We start from the raw sequence: 18,934 nt of genomic DNA on the forward strand, positions 1-18,934 counted from the left end.
CTTGAGGTCAGCCGGCGACCGCTGCGGCCACTTCGGCTGCGAAGTCGGTGACTTCCTTCTCGATGCCTTCGCCCAGCTGGAAGCGCACGTAGTCCTTGAGGACGATCTTCGCGCCGGCTTCCTTGCCGGCCTGGTCGACGACCTGCTGGATCGGGGTCTTGTTGTCCATGACGAACACCTGCGAGAGCAGTGCGTTTTCCTTGGCGTACTTGGCGATCGCGCCATCGACCATCTTCGCCTGCACGGCTTCGGGCTTGCCCGATTCGGCGGCCTTTTCCTGGGCGATCTTGCGCTCGCGCTCGATCAGCTCGGCGTCGAGGTCTTCGGCGTTCAGGGCCAGCGGGAAGGCAGCGGCGATGTGCATCGCGATCTGCTTGCCGAGACCTTCGAGAACGGCAGCCGGGGCTTCAGATTCCAGAGCCACGAGCACGCCGATCTTGCCGAGATTCGGCGCAGCGGCGTTGTGCATGTAGGGAACGACGAGACCGGCCGAGACTTCGACGGTCTTCATGCGGCGAACCTGCTGGTTCTCACCGATGGTCGCGACGTTGTTGGTCAGCGCGTCGGTCACGGTGCCGCCGCCCGGGTAGGCCGAGGCCTTGAGGGCTTCGACGTCGTCACCGGCAACGCCAAGCGCGGCTTCGGTGGTCTTGCGCACGAAGTCCTGGAACTGGTCGTTCTTGGCGACGAAGTCCGTCTCCGAGTTGACTTCGACGGCAACGCCCTTGGTGCCGGTCACGGCGATGCCGACCAGGCCTTCAGCGGCAGTGCGGCTGGACTTCTTGGCAACGGCGGCAAGGCCCTTGGCGCGCAGCGCGTCGATCGCGGCTTCGATGTCGCCGTTCGTCTCGTCGAGAGCCTTCTTGCAGTCCATCATGCCGGCGCCCGAGCGCTCGCGCAGGGTCTTCACGTCAGCGGCGGTGTAAGCCATCGCTCAATTCCTCTTGATTGAGTGGGGAACCGTGCAAGGTTCCTTGAAACAGGTGCGCGCCGGGCCACATGGACCCGGCGCGCGACAATTCCGTGACGAAAGTGTCGTCGTGCCGGGCTATTACGCCTCGACAACAGCCTCTTCGGCGACCGGCTCGTCGAACGAACCGATGTCGGCACCGCTGTCGATCACGCCTTCGCGGTGACCCTTGGTCGCGGCCTTGGCGATCGCGTCGCAATAGAGGCGCACGGCGCGGCTGGCGTCGTCGTTACCCGGGATCGGGAACGCAATGCCGTTCGGGTTGACGTTGGTGTCGAGCACGGCGACGACCGGGATACCGAGGACGTTGGCTTCCTTGATCGCCAGCTCTTCCTTGTTGGCGTCGATCACGAACATCACGTCCGGGATGCCGCCCATGTCGCGGATACCGCCGAGCGACAGTTCCAGCTTGTCACGCTCGCGGGTCAGCTGAAGGACTTCCTTCTTGGTCAGACCGGCGGTGTCGCCCGCCAGCTGCTCTTCAAGAGCCTTGAAGCGCTTGATCGAACCCGAGATGGTCTTCCAGTTGGTGAGCATGCCGCCCAGCCAGCGGTGGTTGACGTAGTGCTGGCCGCAAGCGCGGGCTGCCTGGGCGATCGGCTCCTGCGCCTGGCGCTTGGTGCCGACGAAGAGAACCTTGCCACCGGCCTGGACGGTCGACTGCACGAATTCCAGAGCGCGCGCGAAGAGCGGCACGGTCTGCGACAGGTCGATGATGTGGATGCCGTTGCGCGCGCCGAAGATGTACGGCTTCATGCGCGGGTTCCAGCGGTGGGTCTGGTGACCGAAGTGTGCGCCGGCTTCGATGAGCTGCGACATGGTGACGACAGGTGCCGCCATAGTAGAATTCCTTTCCGGTTGAACCTCTGGAAGGCAGGAACCGCACGGAGACCCCGTGATCGGCACCGGTATGTGCGCCTTCCATGTGGATTGCCCGCTTCGAGTCGCACCGGACGATCCGGCCGATCTCTACGCGAACGGGGCGCCCTTAGACGCCTTCGCCCCCGAAAGCCAGCCCCAATTCGCCGCAAACGTTTGCCACTTCATCGCCCGAATCGGCGATTCCCGGTCGGATCAAGGGGTTGGCGCGGAACTCATCGCTTCCGGATGTTTTACTGAAGCATAGTTGATGATAAGTTTGTTAACGCAGCAAACAACGGAAATTGTTCGGGTTTCGTCCTGATGGAGGCGCCGTGAAGGCGGGGTGGGCAGGGAACCTGACAGAACAAGGGTCGCTCGCCATGAGTATCTTCGCATCCATCATCTTCGGCCTGGCGGCAGTGACTGCCGTCGCGACGATCTGGAAGACCACGCTGACCGCCCTGCCCTCGCTACGCGCCCTGCGACGCGCCCTGGCCGAGGAAGAAGCGGGCCATGTGATCCGCGTCACCACCCTCAATACCCGGACCGCGATGCCCCGTCGGAGCGGCAACAAGGTCCGTCGCCATCCGCAGCCCAAACCGGTGACGCACCGCCTGCACCACTATCCGCACAGAACCCAGGTGGCCTGAAGAAGCGGGAAACCGAGGCGCCGCAAAAAGGCGCTTGACTCGCATGGAACAAAAAGGGAACTAACGCCTATCGGAACATTGTTAGAACAGATTCGCGTTTTCCACAAGGTGTCCACAGCCCTCTGCCGGGTGCGGGCGAAGGTTCGAAAGGAACGGTCATGACTGCATTCGCCGCCTGCATCTTTGCCCTCGCCGCGCTGGCCTCGGCGCTGACGATCGCCGCGACCCTGCGCCGCCACGGCGCCGATGCGCTGGCCCTGCGGGCCCGGCTCGCAGAATGTCCCGAGACTCTGGTGCTGACCTGGAAGGTGATGGAGCGGGTGCCGCTGCCCACCCTCGCGGCGCTCAGGAAGCGTCCGGCACGCCGGATTCCCGCACGGCTGGAATGGCCCGGCGCTACGATTGACCTTGCCGCTTGACCCGGACGTAGATCGCCAGCCCCACCGGGATGAGCAGCAGGTAGACGATCGTGACGGCGACCAGCGTGAACCACGGCTCGGTCAGCAGTGCCGCCATCGTCAGGCCGACCAGCGCGATCACGCCAAGGCGCAAGTGGCTGGGCGGGCGCATCCGTGACCATCCCAGCGTCGGGATGCTCGATATCATCAGGAAGGCGACCAGCACCATCCAGATGCTCACGGCTATCGGATTGGCGAATTCGGACCAGCCGGTCGCGATCCACAGGTAGAGCGGCAGGAAGGCCAGGCCCGCGCCCAGCGGCGCCGGAACGCCGGTCAGGAACCCGGCGGCCTTGTGCGGCTGGTCGAGCATGTCGAGCCGGGCATTGAACCGTGCGAGGCGCAGCACGCAGCAGATCGCAAAGGCCAGCGCCGCGATCCAGCCGAAGCTCGGCACCTGATGCAAGGTCCAGAGGTAGACGATCAGCGCCGGGGCGACACCGAACGAAATCGAATCGGCAAGACTGTCGAGTTCGGCCCCGAAACGGGTCTGGGCCTTGAGCAGACGGGCCGCACGGCCGTCGATTCCATCGAGCAAGCCGGCCAGGATGATCGCCTGGACCGCCTTTTCCAGATGCGCGGGATTGCCCTCATAGGCCGAGATGGCAAAGCGGATGCCCGTCAGGCCCGAACACAGCGCGGCGGCGGTGATGGCGTTGGGCACCAGCGCGCGCACCGAAAGCCCTGGCGACAGCCGCCGACGCGGAACGGCCTCGCCATCGGAGGCGAAGTCATCCACGGGATCGAACTCCGGTTCATGGCTGTCCGGACCGCCGATCCCGCGCCCGTCGTTCACTGGGCGATGCCCTCGATCAGCGGCGCGCTGCCGAGTTCGGCAAGCACGGTTTCGCCGGCGATGATCTTCTGGCCCATCAACACCTTGGGCTCGACGCCCGCCGGCAGGTAGACGTCGACGCGGCTGCCGAAGCGGATCAGGCCGATGCGCTGGCCGGCGGCGATGATGTCGCCCGGCTTGATGAACGGCACGATGCGGCGCGCCACGAGACCGGCGATCTGCGTGTAGCAGATTCGCAGGCCGTCGGCGCGCTCGACCAGGATGTGCTGGCGCTCGTTCTCTTCGCTCGCCTTGTCGAGGTCGGCGTTCACGAACTTGCCGGGGATGTAGATCACCCGCTTGATCGTGCCGCTGATCGGCGAGCGGTTGATGTGGACGTCGAACACCGACATGAAGATCGAGATGCGGGTGACCAGGTCGGTCGGCATCGGCGCATTGCCGCTGCCATCGTCCATGGTCAGTTCGCGCGGCGGCGAGACTTTGCCGATCAACGTGACGAGGCCGTCCGCCGGGGCGACGATCGCGCGCTCGTCCTGCGGGGTGACGCGCACGGGATCGCGGAAGAACGCCAGCACGCAGACGGTCAGCACCGCCAGCGGCCAGCCGAACCACGGCCCCCACAGGATCCACACCAGCAGCGCGACGGCGCCGGCGATGGCGCCGAACTTGCGGCCTTCCTTGTGGATGGCGGGCCATTGCCACGACGCTTCGCCGCGACCTTGATTATCGAGAATGTTTCCGGGCATCGTTCTCGTCTAGCCAGTGTGCACGAGTACCGCAATGCCGCCGCCGCCCGGTTGTTCCCTGCGCGGGGGATAGCGCGCCTCTACTCCGCCGCCGCCGCAAGGAAATCGGCGTCGAAGCGGTTGCCCGGCCGTTCGAGGCCGAGGTGCTCGCGCAACGTCGTACCTTCGTATTCCGTGCGAAACAGGCCCCGCCGCTGCAATTCGGGCACCACGCCCTCCAGGAACCGCTCGGCGCCGCCCGGCATGTAGGGGGGCATCACCACGAAACCGTCCGCGCCCCGCTCCGCCACCCAGCGCTCCATCTGGTCGGCGACCGTGCGGGGCGATCCGACGAACTTGGCGAAGGCCAGCCCCTTGGCATAGCTGCGCCCGAGTTCGCCCAGCGTCAGCCCGCGATCCATCGCGTCCTTCAGGACGACGTCGAAGCGCCCCTTGCTGCCGCGAATCCGGTCGCGGATGTCGGGCACCGGACCGTCGATCGGATGGACCGACAAGTCATAGTTCATGCTGCCCGACATGAAGCTCAGCCCCGCCTCCGGATCGATCAGCGCGTCGAGTTCGGCTTCGAGCTGCAGCGCCTCCTCGTCGGTATCGGCGATGATCGGGACGATGCCCGGCAAGACCTTGACCGAATCCGGCGCGCGCCCCGCCGCCACGACCTGCGCCTTGAAGTCCGCGTAAAAGGCCCGCGCCTTTTCCAAGGTCGACTGCACGGGAAAGATCACTTCGGCGCCCTGCGCCGCCAGTTGCTGGAACGCGCCCGAGACCCCGGCCTGGATCAGCACCGGATGCCCCTGCGGCGGCCGCACCGCGCCGAGCGGGCCCTTCACCTGGAACCATTTGCCCCGATGGTCGGCGTAATGGATGCGCGCCGGATCGGAATAGCGCGCCGCCGCCTTGTCTGGCGCGATCGCATCCTCCTCCCAGGTGTCCCACAGCAGCCGCACGACGTCGATGAACTCGGCGGCGCGCTCGTAGCGCTCGGCATGGCCGAGGTGCTCCTCGCGGCTGAAATTGCGCGCCTCGCCGTCGTTCACCGAAGTGACCGCGTTCCACGCCGCCCGCCCGCCGCTGAAATGGTCGATCGAGGCGAACATCCGCGCCGCGTGATAAGGCTCGCTGTAGCTGGTGGAGATCGTCGCGCCCAGGCCGATGCGGCTGGTGCTCACCGCCAGCGCCGACAGCAACGTCAGCGGCTCGACATGGATCGCCGGACGCAGCCGCACCGCCGCCTCGAACGTACCGCCGTAGATATCGTCGATCGACAGCTTGTCGGCCACGAACAGCATGTCGAGTTTGGCCGCCTCGGCCTGGGCGGCGATCCGCTGGTAGCGGGCGATGTCGAAGGGATCGCCCTGGCCGGCCAGCGGATGGCGCCAGCCCGCAAGGTGCGAGCCCGAGAACGAAAGGAACAGGGCAAGGTGCATCAGGGTCTCCGTCGGAACGGAGACGACCTGAACGCCGCGCGCGGCCGCCTCAATCGAGAAGCATGCCGAGCCTTATGAGTTATCGTGAAGAACCGCCTGGCGTCGGACCGGCGTTCGTTCGCCGGGACAGCTGGTGGTGGACAGGGCTGGATTCGAACCAGCGTACGCTTGCACGGGCAGATTTACAGTCTGCTGCCTTTAACCACTCGGCCACCTGTCCACACCAGTTGCTGGCTGCTGGAAATCCGCGCAAAAGCTAGGAAATCCGGCGTTGGTCGAGGCCCCCGAAGGCGCCCCGTTGCCGAGGAGCCGCGCCTTTGCCGAAGCGAGCCTTGCCTGTCAATGCCCTCCCTGCCAGAGGGGGCAAGATTTTTGCATTTCCCGATATTTTCGAAAGGACGACAGATGGACAAGCGTAGCGATGGACGGGGAGGCCCGCAGGGCGAACGTCCGGCAAAGCCGCTGCGCGGACGCGCGGGCCGGATGAAGAACGGGCGCGGCAGCGGCCGTGCCTCTTCCGGCATGGTGCGCCTGTGGGGCCGACACGCGGTGGAAGCCGCGCTCAAGAACCCCGACCGCAGCCACCGCAAGCTATGGGCGACTCGCGAAGGCGTCGAATCACTCGATGGCGAGCTGCCCAGCGACTTCCCGGTGGAATGGGCACAGCCCGCTGACCTGGCGCGCCTCGTCGCCAAGGATGCGCCGCACCAGGGCCTCGTGCTCGAATGCGCGCCGCTCGACGACATGTTCCTCGCCGACGTGCTCGAAGGTGATCCCTCGCGTCCCGTGATCGTGCTCGACCAGGTGACCGATCCGCACAACGTCGGCGCCATCATGCGCTCGGCCGCCGCGTTCGATGCCTGCTGCATCGTCACCCAGGACCGCCACGCGCCGCCCGAATCGGGCACGCTGGCGAAATCCGCCTCGGGCGCGCTCGAAGTGCTGCCCTGGGTGCGCGTGGTGAACCTGGCGCGCGCGCTGGAGGAGATCGCCGAGGCCGGATACTGGCGCATCGGCCTCGACGGCGCCGCCGAAGCGACGCTGGGCGAAGCGCTGCCCGCGGGCCCGGTCGCGCTCGTGCTCGGCGCCGAGGGCGACGGCATGCGCCACAACATCGTCCAGCACTGCGATGCCATCGCCAAGCTGCCGATCAGCGAGGCGATGGAAAGCCTCAACGTCAGCAATGCCGCCGCGATCGCGCTTTATGCGGCGGCGACGCGCGAAACGGCGTAAGCTGGCGCCAGGCAGATGGAGGGGAGAAGCATGGTCTCGATGGGCATTCGCGCACGCCGGGCGATCGTCGTCGCGGGGCTGGCCTTGCTGGCCGGCGCCTGCATCTTCGCGCCCGGCCGGTTCGGATCGCAACTGGAGCTGCGCAAGGACCGCAGCTTCGCGTTCCGGTACACCGGCGAGATCCTGATGGTTCCGCTGATGCAGACCGGCAAGGACGAGACCTTCACCCCCTCCGCCTGCCACGACGAATCCACCTACGACGAACGTGAATGCACCGCCGACGAACTCGCCGGGCAGAAGCGCGACTGGGAACAGAGCCACGAGCAGAAGCGCAAGAGCGATTCGGAAGCGGTGCGCATGCTGCTCGGCGGGCTCGACCCGAGCGATCCCGAAGCGGGCCGCGAGGTCGCCGCCAAACTGCGGCGGCAGGCGGGCTGGAAGAAGGTCGAGTATCTGGGCGACGGCAAGTTCGACGTCGACTTCGCGATATCAGGCCGGCTCGACCATGACTTCGTGTTCCCCACCTTCGAAGGCTTTCCGATGAGCAACGCCTTCGTCCAGGTCTTCGCGAGGGGCGACGGCAGCGTGCGCATCGAAGCCCCCGGCTTCGGCCCGCCGAGCGGCGGCGCGGCGGCCGGCATGATGTCGGGCATCGGCCAGAGCGTGATGGGCAAAAGCGACGGCGCGGACGGGGGGGACGGGGCGCAGGGTCCGTCCGCGATGGCCGACGGCACCTTCACGGTGGTGACCGATGGCGAAATCCTCGCCAACAACACCGACGAGGGGCCGGCGAAAGCACCCGGCGGAAACGTGCTGGCCTGGAAGGTCAGTCCGCGCATCACCGCCGCTCCGACCGCGCTGGTCAGGCTCACGCGCTGAGGTGAAGTCGTGGGACGCCGGGGGTAGACATTGCGGGGTAGCCCGGGCTGCCTCGGCTCCCCTCAGGTGCTGCCAGGGTGCCGCTGTGTGCCGCTGTGTGCCGCTGTGTGCCACTCTCTCGGCATACGCTTCTCGGCGCCGGAAACGAAAAACGCCGCGCCAGCTGGAGGGCTGGCACGGCGTATTCGGTTCGACCTGCGAGGCGTGGCAGGCCGGCCGCGCGTCTTAGTTGACGGCGTCCTTCAGGCCCTTGCCGGCCTTGAACTTCGGCTGGGCCGAAGCCTTGATTTCCATGGGCTCGCCGGTGCGGGGGTTACGGCCGGTCGAAGCCTTGCGCTTGGCCACCGAGAAGGTGCCGAAGCCGACGAGGCGCACTTCGTCGCCCTTCTTCAGCGCGCCCGTGACGGCGTCGAAGACAGCCTCGACGGCCTTGGTGGCGTCGCTGCGGGTCAGGCCGCTGGAGTCGGCGACTGCGCCGATGAGATCGTTCTTGTTCATTATGGGAACCCCCTTACCTTTCAGTGGAGCGGATTGGAAAAAACTGAATCGCCTCGAGAGCGACGGAATTGAGCCGTTTTTATGACGGGAGGCAAGGGCCAAATAGCGCCAAAACCCGCAGTTAATCGCGTTTTTCCGCCGTTTTTACAGCGACGAAGCGTTGTGCGTCGCAGCATCGGATCGGGGGCGGCTCGGCGATTCGCGGCGGGCGATGCATTGCCGCGATGCAGCAACGAGAGGCGCAAAAAAAGGCGGCTCGAAACCGAGCCGCCTCTTGATGCGGACCCGGCGGTGAGGCCGGGCCGACGTTCGCTTACGCGTTGTCGGTGATACGACGCTCGGCGATACGGGCGCGCTTGCCGGTACGACCACGCAGGTAGTACAGCTTGGCGCGGCGCACGACGCCGCGGCGAACCACGGTGATCGAATCGATGTTCGGCGAGTAGAGCGGGAAAACGCGCTCCACGCCTTCACCGAAGCTCATCTTGCGCACGGTGAAGTTCGAACCCATGCCACGGTTCGAGCGCGCGATGCACACGCCCTCGTAAGCCTGGACGCGGGTGCGGGTGCCTTCGACGACCTTCACGCCGACGCGGACGGTGTCGCCCGGACGGAATTCAGGGATATCCTTCGCAGCCTTGGCGATTTCCTCGGCTTCGATCTGCTGAATCAGGTTCATGAACCCAAATCCTCGTTTTTTCGCCGCGCGCCAGAGGCAGGCTGAACCCGAGCGTCCCTGTGACGCTCCCAGAGGTCCGGCCTGCGTGACCGTGTATCGTCCTCCGCCTGTCGTTTCCGCCAGGCGGCGATCTTCGCATGATCCCCCGATCGCAGCACTTCAGGGATCGTGCGCCCTTCCCACTCAGGGGGTCGGGTATAGTGCGGGTACTCGAGAAGACCGTCCTCGAACGATTCCTCGGTCCCGCTGGAAGGCGCGCCCATTACGCCGGGAAGCAGCCGAATGCAAGCATCGAGTACCATCAAAGCGGCGCATTCCCCGCCGGACAGGATGATGTCGCCGACCGAGACTTCCTCGACCTCGCGGCCTTCGAAGATGCGCTCGTCGAAGCCCTCGAAACGGCCGCACAGCAGGATGACGCCTGGGCCCTGCGCAAGCTGGCGCACGCGCTGCTGCGAGATCGGCTTTCCACGCGGCGTCATGGCGATCACCGGCGCGCCCGGGTTGACGCTGCGGGCGTGGTCGATGGCGGCGGCGAGGATATCGACCTTGAGCACCATCCCCGCGCCGCCGCCCGCGGGCGTGTCGTCGACGGTGCGGTGCCTGTCGGTGGCGAAGTCGCGAATGTGCACCGGATCGATAGACCACTTGCCGTCCGACATCGCCCTGCCCGCCAGTGACACGCCGAGAGGGCCGGGGAACATCTCTGGGTAGAGGGTGAGCACGGTGGCGGAGAAAGTCATCGCTCGCCCTTGGCCCGGCACGGCGCGGCAATCAAGGTGCCGGCGACGCCGGCAACGGGCTCAGGCCCGCTCATCCGCCCTGCCCAATTGACACGAAAGCCTGTGTGAAACACCCCCGATTTTCCAAGTTAGCGTTTGATACGATTATCTTTTCATCGACATGGCTGTGACCTTTGGCGGAACCGCAAGGTGACAGATTGGAAAAGCGCGGCATTGGCGTCATGCGGCGCATGATACCGATCTCGCCCTGTGTAGGACAGAGAGGTCCAGATTGAGCGCGAGGTCGTCCCGGCCCATGCCGGGACGACGAAAAGAGGTGTCACGCCAAGACCGGGCGCGCGCCCACTGGCGAGCTATTCTTCCGCGAACGCCGCGTTGAGGACGATACGCTCGTCGTTCCATTCGGGCACGGCGGCGGGCGTCATCGGCACCATGAAGCGGCGGCGCTTGCCATCTTCGCCCACCGGCCGTTCGATCTCCAGCACGTCGCCCGCGCCGAAGTTCTCGACCGCCACGCACGTACCCAGCGCCTCGCCCTCTTCCGACACGGCAGGCAGGCCGAGGAAGTCCGCGTGGTAATACTCACCCTCCTCAAGCGCCGGCATCGCCGAGCGCGGGACGGTAAGCACCGTGCCGCGCAGCTTTTCCGCCGCGTTGCGGTCCTTCACCTCGTCGAAGCGGGCGATCGCGCCGCCCTTGCCGTCGTCCTTCAGCTTCACCACGGTGAGGCTGGAATCGTTGAAGGCGCGGTAGCGCTTGAGCGCCGCCACGCCTTCACCGAACAGCTTGAGGCGAACCTCGCCCATCACGCCGTGCGCGCCGGAAACGGCGGCAAGCGTGACGGGGCGATCCTTCTTGCCGTCAACCAAGGCTTAGGCCTCGGTCGATTCCTCGGCGGCTGCTTCGGGAGCAGCTTCCTCGGCCGGAGCAGAGGCGGCGGCAGCAGCCTCGGCAGCGGCTTCTTCAGCTTCGCGCAGCTTGGTGGCGCGGTCTTCAGCGCGCTCCTTGGCCTTCTTGCCGGGCTCTGCCTGCTTCGGGTTGTTGGTAGCGGCGCGCTCCTTCACACCGGCCTTGTCGAGCAGGCGGGCAACGCGGTCGGTCGGCTGGGCGCCAACGCCGAGCCAGTAACGCACGCGGTCCTCGACCAGACGCACGCGGTTCTCGTCGTCCTTGGCGAGGATCGGGTTGTAGGTGCCGACCTGCTCCAGGTACTTGCCGTCGCGCGGCGCGGTCGCGTTGGCGACGACGATCTTGTAGTACGGGCGCTTCTTGGCACCACCACGCGAGAGACGGATCGAAACGGACATGAGACTTACCTTTCTATAATTCTGGGAATATTTGAGATTATCGTTTCAGGAATTTGCTGAGATCGGCGCCGCCAGCGCCGCCAAGACCGGGGAAGCCCCCGGCCGAGGGACCGAGACCGGCACCGCCAAGGCCCGGCATCGCGGCATCGAGGCCGCCCTTGCCGAACATCGCGGCCAGCCCCTTGAGGCCGCCCATCTTCTTGATCTGCTTCATGGCTTTGGACATCTCCAGGTGCATCTTGAGCAGCTTGTTGACGTCCTGGACCTGGGTGCCCGAGCCGTTGGCGACGCGGATCTTGCGCTTGGCGTTGAGCAGTGCAGGATTGCTGCGCTCCTTCGGCGTCATCGAGCCGATGATCGCGTCCATGCGCAGGAGGACGCGGTCGTCCATGCCCGACTGCTGCATCGCCGCCTTGGCCTTCTTCATGCCCGGCATCATGCCCGCCAGCGCGCCGAGGCCGCCCATGTTCTGCATCTGCTTGAGCTGCATGCGCAGGTCGTTCATGTCGAACTTGCCCTGCTCCATGCGCTTGGCAAGCGCCTCGGCATCCTCGATCTTGACCGCTTCGGCGGCCTTCTCGACCATGGAGACGATGTCGCCCATTCCCAGGATGCGGTTGGCGACGCGGCTGGGGTGGAAGACCTCCAGCGCATCCATCTTCTCGCCGGTGCCTGCGAACTTGATCGGCTTGCCGGTAACGGCACGCATCGACAGCGCCGCACCGCCGCGCGCATCGCCGTCCATGCGGGTGAGCACGACGCCGGTGAGATCGACCTGGCCGGAAAACGACTGCGCGACGTTGACCGCGTCCTGACCCGTCAGCGAGTCGACCACCAGAAGCGTTTCACGCGGGGTCGAGAGGGCGGCGACCGCCTTCATCTCGTCCATCAGCTGCTGGTCGACGTGGAGGCGGCCCGCGGTGTCGAGCAGCAGCACGTCCACGGCCTGCAGGCGCGCGGCCTGCATCGCACGGGTGGCGATCTCGGTGGGCTGCTGGCCGGCGATGATCGGGAGCGTGGCGACGCTCACCTGCTCGCCCAGCACCTTGAGCTGTTCCTGCGCCGCCGGACGGTTCACGTCGAGCGAGGCCATCATCACCTTCTTGCCCTGCTTCTCCTTGAGAAGCTTGGCGATCTTGGCGGTGCTGGTGGTCTTGCCCGAACCCTGGAGGCCGACCATCATGATGACGATCGGCGGCACGGCCTCAAGGTCGAGGCCGGGGGTCTCTTCGCCGCCCAGCGTCTCGATCAGCGCGTCGTTGACGATCTTGACGACCTGCTGGCCCGGCGTGACCGAGCGCAGGACGTTCTGGCCGACGGCCTTTTCGGTGACGGTATCGATGAAGCGGCGCACCACCGGCAGCGCGACGTCGGCCTCGAGCAGCGCGATGCGCACTTCGCGCATGGCATCGAGAACGTCCTGCTCCTTGAGCGCACCACGGCCGCGCAGCTTGTCGAAGACGCCACCAAGGCGATCTGACAGACTGTCGAACATAGGCCGTTCACTCCTTCAAATCCGGCGCGAAACACGCCAAAAACGCCGGTGGGCGAAACCTCGCTGACCGGCGGATGCATGACTTGATAGCAAAAAACGCCAGTGGACGAAACCTCGTCAACCAGCGTGTCGCAATCATGCGAAACTTCAATTTAGTGAAATGGTGGAGCCTAGCGGGATCGAACCGCTGACCTCCTGCATGCCATGCAGGCGCTCTCCCAGCTGAGCTAAGGCCCCAATCATTTCAGCAAGTTAGCCCTGGGAGGACCAACCCGTTTCCCTTGTTTTCGGCGTTTCGAAGAAGCGCCTCCGCTTGGGAGGCCGCCATCTACGGGCGGTCTGAAAACTTGGCAAGAGGAAAATTTGCGTGATGTCGATTTTTTTCGGCGGCGAGTTTTGAAGCTCGGCCCGCCGTTCAAAACCACACTTGCGCTCCCACTCCCCTGCCATCCCAGCGAAGGCGGGGGCCCAACTGATGCGGGTTCAACAGGAGCCGTCGGGAGATCGGTTCCCGCCTTCGCGGGAGAATGACTGGGGGAGCGAAAGCGCAGCAGCGTGCGCCACCGAACAAGCACCCCAGAATCAGCCGGGGCCGGTTCGCTATAAAGCGGACCGGCCCCGTGTCAGATCAGTTGTCGTGGTCTTCGTCGTCGCCGCCGGCACCGATGCCGAGATCGTCGTCGCCGCCGAGGTCCACATCGTTGTCCGGCGAATCGCCGTCGTCATCGATGTCGAGATCCTCTTCGGCCAGATCCTCGTCTTCGGTCTCGACGACTTCCTTCTTCTTCTGGATTTCCTCGTAGGGAATCGGCTGCTTGGACTTGAGCACCGGCTCGGGGGTCCATTCGTTGCCGCATTCGATGCAGGTGACCGGGTCATCCTTGCCCAGGTCGTAGAAGCGGGTGCCGCATTTCGGGCAGCCATGCTTGGCGCCCCATTCAGCCTTGGCCATGGAAAGTCCTCGTCTGGCCCGTTCCGGATGGCGCGGGCAAAGTAAATTGCGTGTCTTGATGGGAAAGCCTGCGCACTTAATCAAGTCTCGCGAGATTAGGCGCGCAAGGCCGCATCAGGGCGCGCGCCTTGCCATAGCGGACAGGCGCTGTCAAAAGCCGCCCCGTTTTTGCAGCATTCCAGCCTCGAAAGTCCAACCCCGTGAGCCACGACACCCTGAACATGCGCCCCCGCCGCTTCCTGCCGACCGGGCCGCTCAAAGGGCGAATCCGGGTGCCTGGCGACAAGTCGATCAGCCATCGCTCGATCATGCTGGGCGCGCTGGCAGTGGGCGAGACGAAGGTGACCGGCCTGCTCGAAGGCGAGGACGTGCTTTCCACCGCCGCCGCGATGCGCGCGATGGGCGCCGCCGTGACGCGCACCGGGGAAGGCGCCTGGACCGTCAACGGCGTCGGCGTGGGTGCGCTGCTCCAGCCCGAAGCGCCGCTCGACATGGGCAATTCGGGCACGTCGACGCGCCTCTTGATGGGCCTTGTCGCCAGCCACCCGATCACCGCGACCTTCATCGGCGACGGCTCGCTCTCCAAGCGCCCGATGGGCCGCGTCATCGATCCGCTCTCCGAGATGGGTGCCAGCTTCGAGGCATCGGAAGGCGGCCGCCTGCCCCTTATCCTTAAAGGTGCCAGCCCGGCGGTGCCGATCCGCTACCGCCTGCCGATGGCCTCGGCACAGGTGAAGAGCGCGATCCTGCTTGCGGGCCTCAACACGCCCGGCATCACCACCGTCATCGAGCCGGTGCCCACCCGCGACCACTCCGAGCGGATGCTGCGCGGATTCGGCGCCGATCTCACCGTCGAGACGGATGCCGACGGCGCGCGGGTCATCTCGATCCGGGGCGAGGCCGAACTGAAGCCGCAGACCATCGAAGTTCCGGGCGATCCTTCGTCCGCCGCCTTCTTCATCGTCGCCGCGCTGGTCATCCCGGGCAGCGAAGTGCTGATCGAGAACGTCGGCCTCAACCCCACCCGCGCCGGGATCGTCGAAGTGCTGCGCCAGATGGGCGGCTCCATCGAGGAAGTGAATCCGCGCGAGGTCGGCGGCGAACCGGTCGCCGACCTGCTGGTCAGGCACTCCGCGCTCAAGGGTATCGCGGTCGATCCCGCGATCGTGCCCGCCATGGTGGATGAGTTCCCCGTCCTCTTCGTCGCCGCCGCGCTGGCCGAAGGCGTCACCACCACCACGGGCCTCGAAGAACTGCGCGTCAAGGAATCGGACCGTATCTCCGTGATGGCGACCGCCCTCGCCGCCGCCGGTGTCACCGTGCGCGAGACCGAGGACGGCCTTGTCATCACCGGCTCCGGCGGCGAGCCGCTGGTCGGCACCAACGGCGCCATCGCCACCCATCTCGACCACCGCATCGCCATGTCGATGGCGGTCGCCGGCCTCGCCAGCCGGGCGGGCGTCGAAGTGGACGACGTGCGCCCGATCGCCACCAGCTTCCCCGTGTTCGAAGCCATGCTGGAGGGCCTGACCGCATGATTATCGCCGTCGACGGACCGACCGCCTCGGGCAAGGGCACGATCGCCAAGGCGCTGGCCGCGCACTTTCACCTGCCGCACCTCGACACCGGGCTGCTCTACCGCGCGGTGGGCCGCCAGTGCGCGCTGAGCGGCGGCAATCCGGACGATCCGGCAGACGCGCTGGCTGCCTGCACGTTCGCGCCCGAACTGCTGGCCGATCCCGAACTGCGCTCCGAGGCGACCGGCGGGCTCGCCAGCCGCGTCTCGATCCACCCGGCCGTGCGCCAGGCCCTGTTCGAGCGCCAGCGCAGCTTCGCCACCCAGCCCGGCGGCGCCGTGCTCGACGGGCGTGACATCGGCACCGTCATCGCGCCGGAGGCCGAGGCCAAGCTGTTCGTCGTCGCCTCGGTCGAGGCCCGCGCGCAGCGGCGCTTCCTCGAAATGCAGGCGCATGGCCGCGACGTTTCGCTGGAGGAGATCGCCGCCGACCTCGCCGCGCGCGACGAACGCGACCGGGGCCGCAAGGACGCGCCCCTCAGGGCCGCCGAGGACGCCCTGGTGATCGACACCTCGACCCTGCGGCGCGAGGAGGCCATCGCCGCCGCCATCGCTGCGGTCGATGCGCTGGCGTCAGCCGACACCTGACGCGAGGTCCGGCCCAGCAGCGCTTCGTTCACCAATTTGCGCTAGCCCTGCCCCGGACATTCGCGCGGAGACCGTCTTGACCTCGACCCATCGCCTGAAGACCGCGTTCGCGCTGGCGCTGCCGCTGCTGTTCGACGTCGCGCCGGCTACCGTGAACGCCGCGCCGCTGCCGCCACCGCAGCCCGCCGCGGTGAACAGCCCGGCGCCCGGCGAGCGCGACCGGCTCTACCCCTTCTACATGCCGATGGGCGGCTTCCGCGCCCCGGCGGTCACCCTGAAGGTCAAGTGCGACGCATCGCGCGAGGCGGGCCGCGAGGTCTACTACGGACGCGGCGCCGATGGCCTGGGCGGCCGCGTCGAAGGCGGGTTCGAGCTGGTCTACGATGCGCTCGATGCCGCCGGGAACCCGTGCGTCTACCCCTTCGCGCCGTTCCTGCCGCAAGTCGCCGGCTCGCTGCAGGGGACGCAGTACATCCTGCGCTCGTCGATGCCCGGGCGGCGCGTGGCCTTTCGCACCGGCGACGACTGGGCGAGTGTGGACCTGCGCCTGTTCGAAGTCGGCGACCAGCGCGTCCACTTCGAGATGCGCGACGTCGAACTCGACTTTCCGGCCGCGATCATGCCCAAGGCGGCGCTCCACCTGGAAGTCACCGACACCCGCAAGCCCGGCCTGTTCACCGCCGTGATTCGCCGCTCCACGATCTACGGCGGCAAGAACGGCCTGTTCGTCCCGAACGGGCAGACGATGCTCTACGTCGAGGACAGCGACATCGCCGGAAACGTCGGCACCAACACCGACCAGGAGCACACCACCTACATCAACGGCACCCTCGTCTCGCATTTCCGCAACACCGTGTTCCACGGCCAGCGCGCCTACGAGAACATGGCGAGCGGGCATCAGCTCAAGGACAAGGCCTACCTGCGGATCTACGAGAACGTCACCGTCTCGAACGTGCCGCGCAATTCGACGGCTTCGGCGATGCCGCTGATCGACGCCTCGGCCTTCGGCTTCACCTGGGCTGACGGGCTGCGGATCGAGCGCATGCAGTCCGCCCAGACGCCGCGCGACACCCTCGTCGACCTGCGTACCGACATCCGTTACGGCGAGCCGGGCAATTATCCGTGGAACGTCGTCGCCGATCCCTCCTGGCGCATGCCCGCCGATCCGCTCCGGGCGCTGGACAAGGTCTATCTCTCGGTCTTCATGAACACCGCGATCGAGAGCTTCCGCGACGAGCCCTGGATCTTCGCGCTCAGGCAGACGGGCTACCGGCTCGGCGCCGACGGATCGCACGTCGAGGGAGACGACGACACCACCCGCGAGCAGCAGCGGGCGGTCTCGATCGCGTTCGGCACCTCGGGCAACTACGCAAGGGTCTATTCGGAGGAATCGACCCGGCGCGGCTGGGCCTATGTCGAGCCGGAGCTGCCCGCCGGAGCCGAATGGGTGACCGACCGCGACGCCTTCGTCCGCCACGCACTGGGCCTGATCGGGCGGTAGCCTCTTCCTTCGCGATGCCGCCCTTCGTCATTGCGAGCGCGGCGAAGCAACCCAGGGCAGCATTAAAACGCCCTGGGTTGCTTCGCTGCGCTCGCAATGACGAGGCTAGGCAAGCCCTTTTCCACAAGGCGCGCATTGCCCTTGGCACCGGCGGCTGGAATACCGGCGCGCATGGTGAACGCATGAGCTGGCACGCACGCCGCGAGAACTGGACCCCGCAGGCCGAAGACGCGCGCGAGGACGGCGATATCGACTATGCCCGCGTCATCCATTCCGCCTCGTTCCGGCGGCTGCAGGGCAAGACGCAGATCCTCAACCTGGGCGACAGCGATTTCTACCGCACCCGCCTGACGCATTCGCTGGAAGTGGCGCAGATCGCCGGCGGCCTGGCGCGCCAGTTGGCCAAGTCGTTCCCCGACCACGTCGCCACCGCGCTGCTGCCCGACCGCAGCCTGATCCACGCGATCGGCTGCACCCACGACTTCGGCCACCCCCCGTTCGGCCACGGCGGCGAAGTGGCGCTCAACTACTGCATGCGAGCAGATGCCGAAGGCGGGGGAGGCTTCGAGGGCAACGGCCAGACGCTGCGCATCCTCGCGCGGCTGGAGACATTCTCCGCCGGAGCCGGTGCCAATCTCTCGCGCCGCACCTTGCTCGGCGTGCTCAAGTACCCGGTCGCCTGGTCGGCGGCGCGCAATCCGGCGCTGGAGCCGCGCCTGCTGCCCGGCCCCTCGACCATCCGGGTGCTCGATCCCGCCGCCTGCAAGCCGCCCAAGTGCCACTTCGACGGCGAGCAGGACGTGGTGGACTGGATCCTCGATCCCCTCTCCGCATCCGACCGGCAGAAATTCCAGGCGCTGGAACAGGTCGAGGGCAAGCATGCCCGCACGCTGCACAAGTCGCTCGACTGCACGATCATGGATGTGGCCGACGACATCGCCTACGGCGTCCACGATCTGGAGGATGCCATCGCCCTCGGGCTGGTCACCAGGGAGGCCTTCACCGCCGCGCTGGACGGCCATTGCGGCTCGTTCCTCGACGCCCTCAAGGAGAAGTATCCCGGCGAGAGCGAGAACGACGTCTTCTCGCACATGGTCGAGGGGCTGTTCGGCGGCGCCGATACCCGCAAGCGCTTCGTCGGCCGGCTGGTGCACCATTTCCTGACCGGCGCCCATTTCGTCGAGAAGAAGGGATTCCGCGAACCGCTGCTGCGCTGGCGCATCGCCCTGCCCGCGCCGCGCCGCGCGTTTCTCGATGCCCTGCAGGGCTTCGTGGTGCGCGAGGTCATCGCCAGCCCGGAAGTGCAGCAGCTCGAATTCAAGGGCCAGGCGATGGTGGTCGCGGTGTTCGAGGCCCTCGCCGCCGACCCGCGCCGCCTGCTCCCGCGCGAAACCTGCGCGCTCTACGAGGCGGGCGGCGGCGTGCGCGTGATCTGCGACTACGTGGCGGCCATGACCGACACGCACTTGCTGCGCACGTATGAGCGACTGTTCAGCCCGCGCATGGGTTCGGTGTTCGACCGGTTGTAGAACACCCGTCATCCCGGCGCATGCCGGGACCGCGGGCAGGTCTTTA

Annotated in this window: 21 protein-coding genes and 2 tRNA genes; 9 read left to right on the top strand and 14 right to left on the bottom strand. The window is 66.6% G+C overall.

Features of this window, described 5'->3' with window-relative positions; genetic code table 11:
- Positions 1-7: 7 nt before the first annotated feature.
- Together tsf and rpsB are read right to left on the bottom strand one after the other, a co-directional pair.
- On the bottom strand, positions 8-931 hold the full coding sequence (tsf, locus tag V2S85_RS17775) for a translation elongation factor Ts (RefSeq protein WP_036522544.1): 924 nt from the start codon (positions 929-931) through the stop codon (positions 8-10).
- 120 nt (positions 932-1,051) lie between these two features.
- Positions 1,052-1,810: a 30S ribosomal protein S2 gene (gene rpsB / locus V2S85_RS17780; protein ID WP_330704180.1), complete on the bottom strand. Its 759-nt coding sequence runs from the start codon at positions 1,808-1,810 to the stop codon at positions 1,052-1,054.
- Positions 1,811-1,865: 55 nt separating this feature from the next.
- On the opposite strand from rpsB, the gene V2S85_RS17785 reads away from it, so the two are divergent.
- The 3 genes from V2S85_RS17785 (at position 1,866) to V2S85_RS17795 (ending at position 2,900) form a co-directional block, all read left to right on the top strand.
- Positions 1,866-2,096: a hypothetical protein gene (locus V2S85_RS17785; RefSeq protein WP_330704181.1), complete on the top strand. Its 231-nt coding sequence runs from the start codon at positions 1,866-1,868 to the stop codon at positions 2,094-2,096.
- 115 nt (positions 2,097-2,211) lie between these two features.
- The gene (locus V2S85_RS17790; protein ID WP_330704182.1) at positions 2,212-2,481 is read left to right on the top strand and encodes a hypothetical protein; all 270 of its coding nucleotides are present in this window, start codon (positions 2,212-2,214) and stop codon (positions 2,479-2,481) included.
- A 158-nt stretch (positions 2,482-2,639) separates the two neighbouring features.
- Positions 2,640-2,900, top strand: a complete 261-nt coding sequence (locus V2S85_RS17795) for a hypothetical protein (RefSeq protein WP_330704183.1) — start codon at positions 2,640-2,642, stop codon at positions 2,898-2,900.
- Here V2S85_RS17795 and V2S85_RS17800 read toward each other — a convergent pair.
- The 4 genes from V2S85_RS17800 to V2S85_RS17815 form a co-directional block, all read right to left on the bottom strand.
- Entirely contained in the window at positions 2,878-3,678 is an 801-nt protein-coding gene (locus V2S85_RS17800) for a phosphatidylcholine/phosphatidylserine synthase (RefSeq protein WP_330704235.1), read from the bottom strand. The genes V2S85_RS17795 and V2S85_RS17800 overlap by 23 nt on opposite strands.
- 53 nt (positions 3,679-3,731) lie before the next feature.
- Positions 3,732-4,481, bottom strand: a complete 750-nt coding sequence (locus tag V2S85_RS17805; protein WP_330704184.1) for a phosphatidylserine decarboxylase — start codon at positions 4,479-4,481, stop codon at positions 3,732-3,734.
- Between the two features lie 80 nt (positions 4,482-4,561).
- Entirely contained in the window at positions 4,562-5,908 is a 1,347-nt protein-coding gene (locus V2S85_RS17810; RefSeq protein ID WP_330704185.1) for an LLM class flavin-dependent oxidoreductase, read from the bottom strand.
- 134 nt (positions 5,909-6,042) lie between these two features.
- Positions 6,043-6,128, bottom strand: a tRNA-Tyr gene (locus V2S85_RS17815).
- Positions 6,129-6,313: 185 nt separating this feature from the next.
- Here V2S85_RS17815 and V2S85_RS17820 point away from each other — a divergent pair.
- Both V2S85_RS17820 and V2S85_RS17825 read left to right on the top strand, forming a co-directional pair.
- Complete coding sequence (locus tag V2S85_RS17820) at positions 6,314-7,141, top strand: RNA methyltransferase (RefSeq protein WP_330704186.1); 828 nt, start codon at positions 6,314-6,316, stop codon at positions 7,139-7,141.
- Positions 7,142-7,171: 30 nt separating this feature from the next.
- A complete protein-coding gene (locus V2S85_RS17825; RefSeq protein WP_330704187.1) occupies positions 7,172-8,020 on the top strand; it encodes a hypothetical protein in 849 nt (282 codons plus the stop codon).
- A gap of 225 nt (positions 8,021-8,245) precedes the next feature.
- On the opposite strand, the gene V2S85_RS17830 is transcribed toward V2S85_RS17825, so the two are convergent.
- From V2S85_RS17830 to V2S85_RS17865, 8 genes are all read right to left on the bottom strand, one after another.
- Complete coding sequence (locus V2S85_RS17830) at positions 8,246-8,518, bottom strand: HU family DNA-binding protein (RefSeq protein ID WP_330704188.1); 273 nt, start codon at positions 8,516-8,518, stop codon at positions 8,246-8,248.
- A gap of 313 nt (positions 8,519-8,831) precedes the next feature.
- On the bottom strand, positions 8,832-9,197 hold the full coding sequence (gene rplS / locus V2S85_RS17835) for a 50S ribosomal protein L19 (RefSeq protein WP_008829168.1): 366 nt from the start codon (positions 9,195-9,197) through the stop codon (positions 8,832-8,834).
- Entirely contained in the window at positions 9,194-9,940 is a 747-nt protein-coding gene (gene trmD / locus V2S85_RS17840) for a tRNA (guanosine(37)-N1)-methyltransferase TrmD (protein ID WP_330704189.1), read from the bottom strand. The genes rplS and trmD overlap by 4 nt, the downstream gene beginning before the upstream one ends.
- A 353-nt stretch (positions 9,941-10,293) precedes the next feature.
- Entirely contained in the window at positions 10,294-10,809 is a 516-nt protein-coding gene (gene rimM, locus V2S85_RS17845; protein WP_330704190.1) for a ribosome maturation factor RimM, read from the bottom strand.
- Positions 10,810-10,812: 3 nt separating this feature from the next.
- The gene (rpsP, locus tag V2S85_RS17850; RefSeq protein ID WP_330704191.1) at positions 10,813-11,247 is read right to left on the bottom strand and encodes a 30S ribosomal protein S16; all 435 of its coding nucleotides are present in this window, start codon (positions 11,245-11,247) and stop codon (positions 10,813-10,815) included.
- 37 nt (positions 11,248-11,284) lie between these two features.
- Positions 11,285-12,742, bottom strand: a complete 1,458-nt coding sequence (gene ffh, locus V2S85_RS17855; RefSeq protein WP_330704192.1) for a signal recognition particle protein — start codon at positions 12,740-12,742, stop codon at positions 11,285-11,287.
- 161 nt (positions 12,743-12,903) lie between these two features.
- Positions 12,904-12,979 (bottom strand) — tRNA-Ala (locus V2S85_RS17860).
- Positions 12,980-13,370: 391 nt separating this feature from the next.
- Positions 13,371-13,694, bottom strand: a complete 324-nt coding sequence (locus V2S85_RS17865) for a TIGR02300 family protein (RefSeq protein ID WP_008829084.1) — start codon at positions 13,692-13,694, stop codon at positions 13,371-13,373.
- A 221-nt stretch (positions 13,695-13,915) separates the two neighbouring features.
- On the opposite strand from V2S85_RS17865, the gene aroA reads away from it, so the two are divergent.
- From aroA to V2S85_RS17885, 4 genes are all read left to right on the top strand, one after another.
- Positions 13,916-15,232 (top strand): 3-phosphoshikimate 1-carboxyvinyltransferase, encoded by a 1,317-nt coding sequence (gene aroA, locus V2S85_RS17870; RefSeq protein WP_330704236.1) that lies wholly within the window; start codon positions 13,916-13,918, stop codon positions 15,230-15,232.
- Positions 15,229-15,858 (top strand): d(CMP) kinase, encoded by a 630-nt coding sequence (locus V2S85_RS17875; protein WP_330704193.1) that lies wholly within the window; start codon positions 15,229-15,231, stop codon positions 15,856-15,858. Before aroA ends, V2S85_RS17875 begins: the two co-directional genes overlap by 4 nt.
- 76 nt (positions 15,859-15,934) lie before the next feature.
- Complete coding sequence (locus tag V2S85_RS17880; RefSeq protein ID WP_330704194.1) at positions 15,935-17,359, top strand: hypothetical protein; 1,425 nt, start codon at positions 15,935-15,937, stop codon at positions 17,357-17,359.
- 182 nt (positions 17,360-17,541) lie between these two features.
- Positions 17,542-18,888, top strand: coding sequence for an anti-phage deoxyguanosine triphosphatase (locus V2S85_RS17885; RefSeq protein WP_330704195.1), 1,347 nt, complete (start codon positions 17,542-17,544; stop codon positions 18,886-18,888).
- The last annotated feature ends 46 nt before the right edge of the window (positions 18,889-18,934 follow it).

Origin of the sequence: Novosphingobium resinovorum (genome assembly GCF_036352595.1) — a bacterium.
Taxonomy (GTDB): domain Bacteria; phylum Pseudomonadota; class Alphaproteobacteria; order Sphingomonadales; family Sphingomonadaceae; genus Novosphingobium; species Novosphingobium resinovorum_B.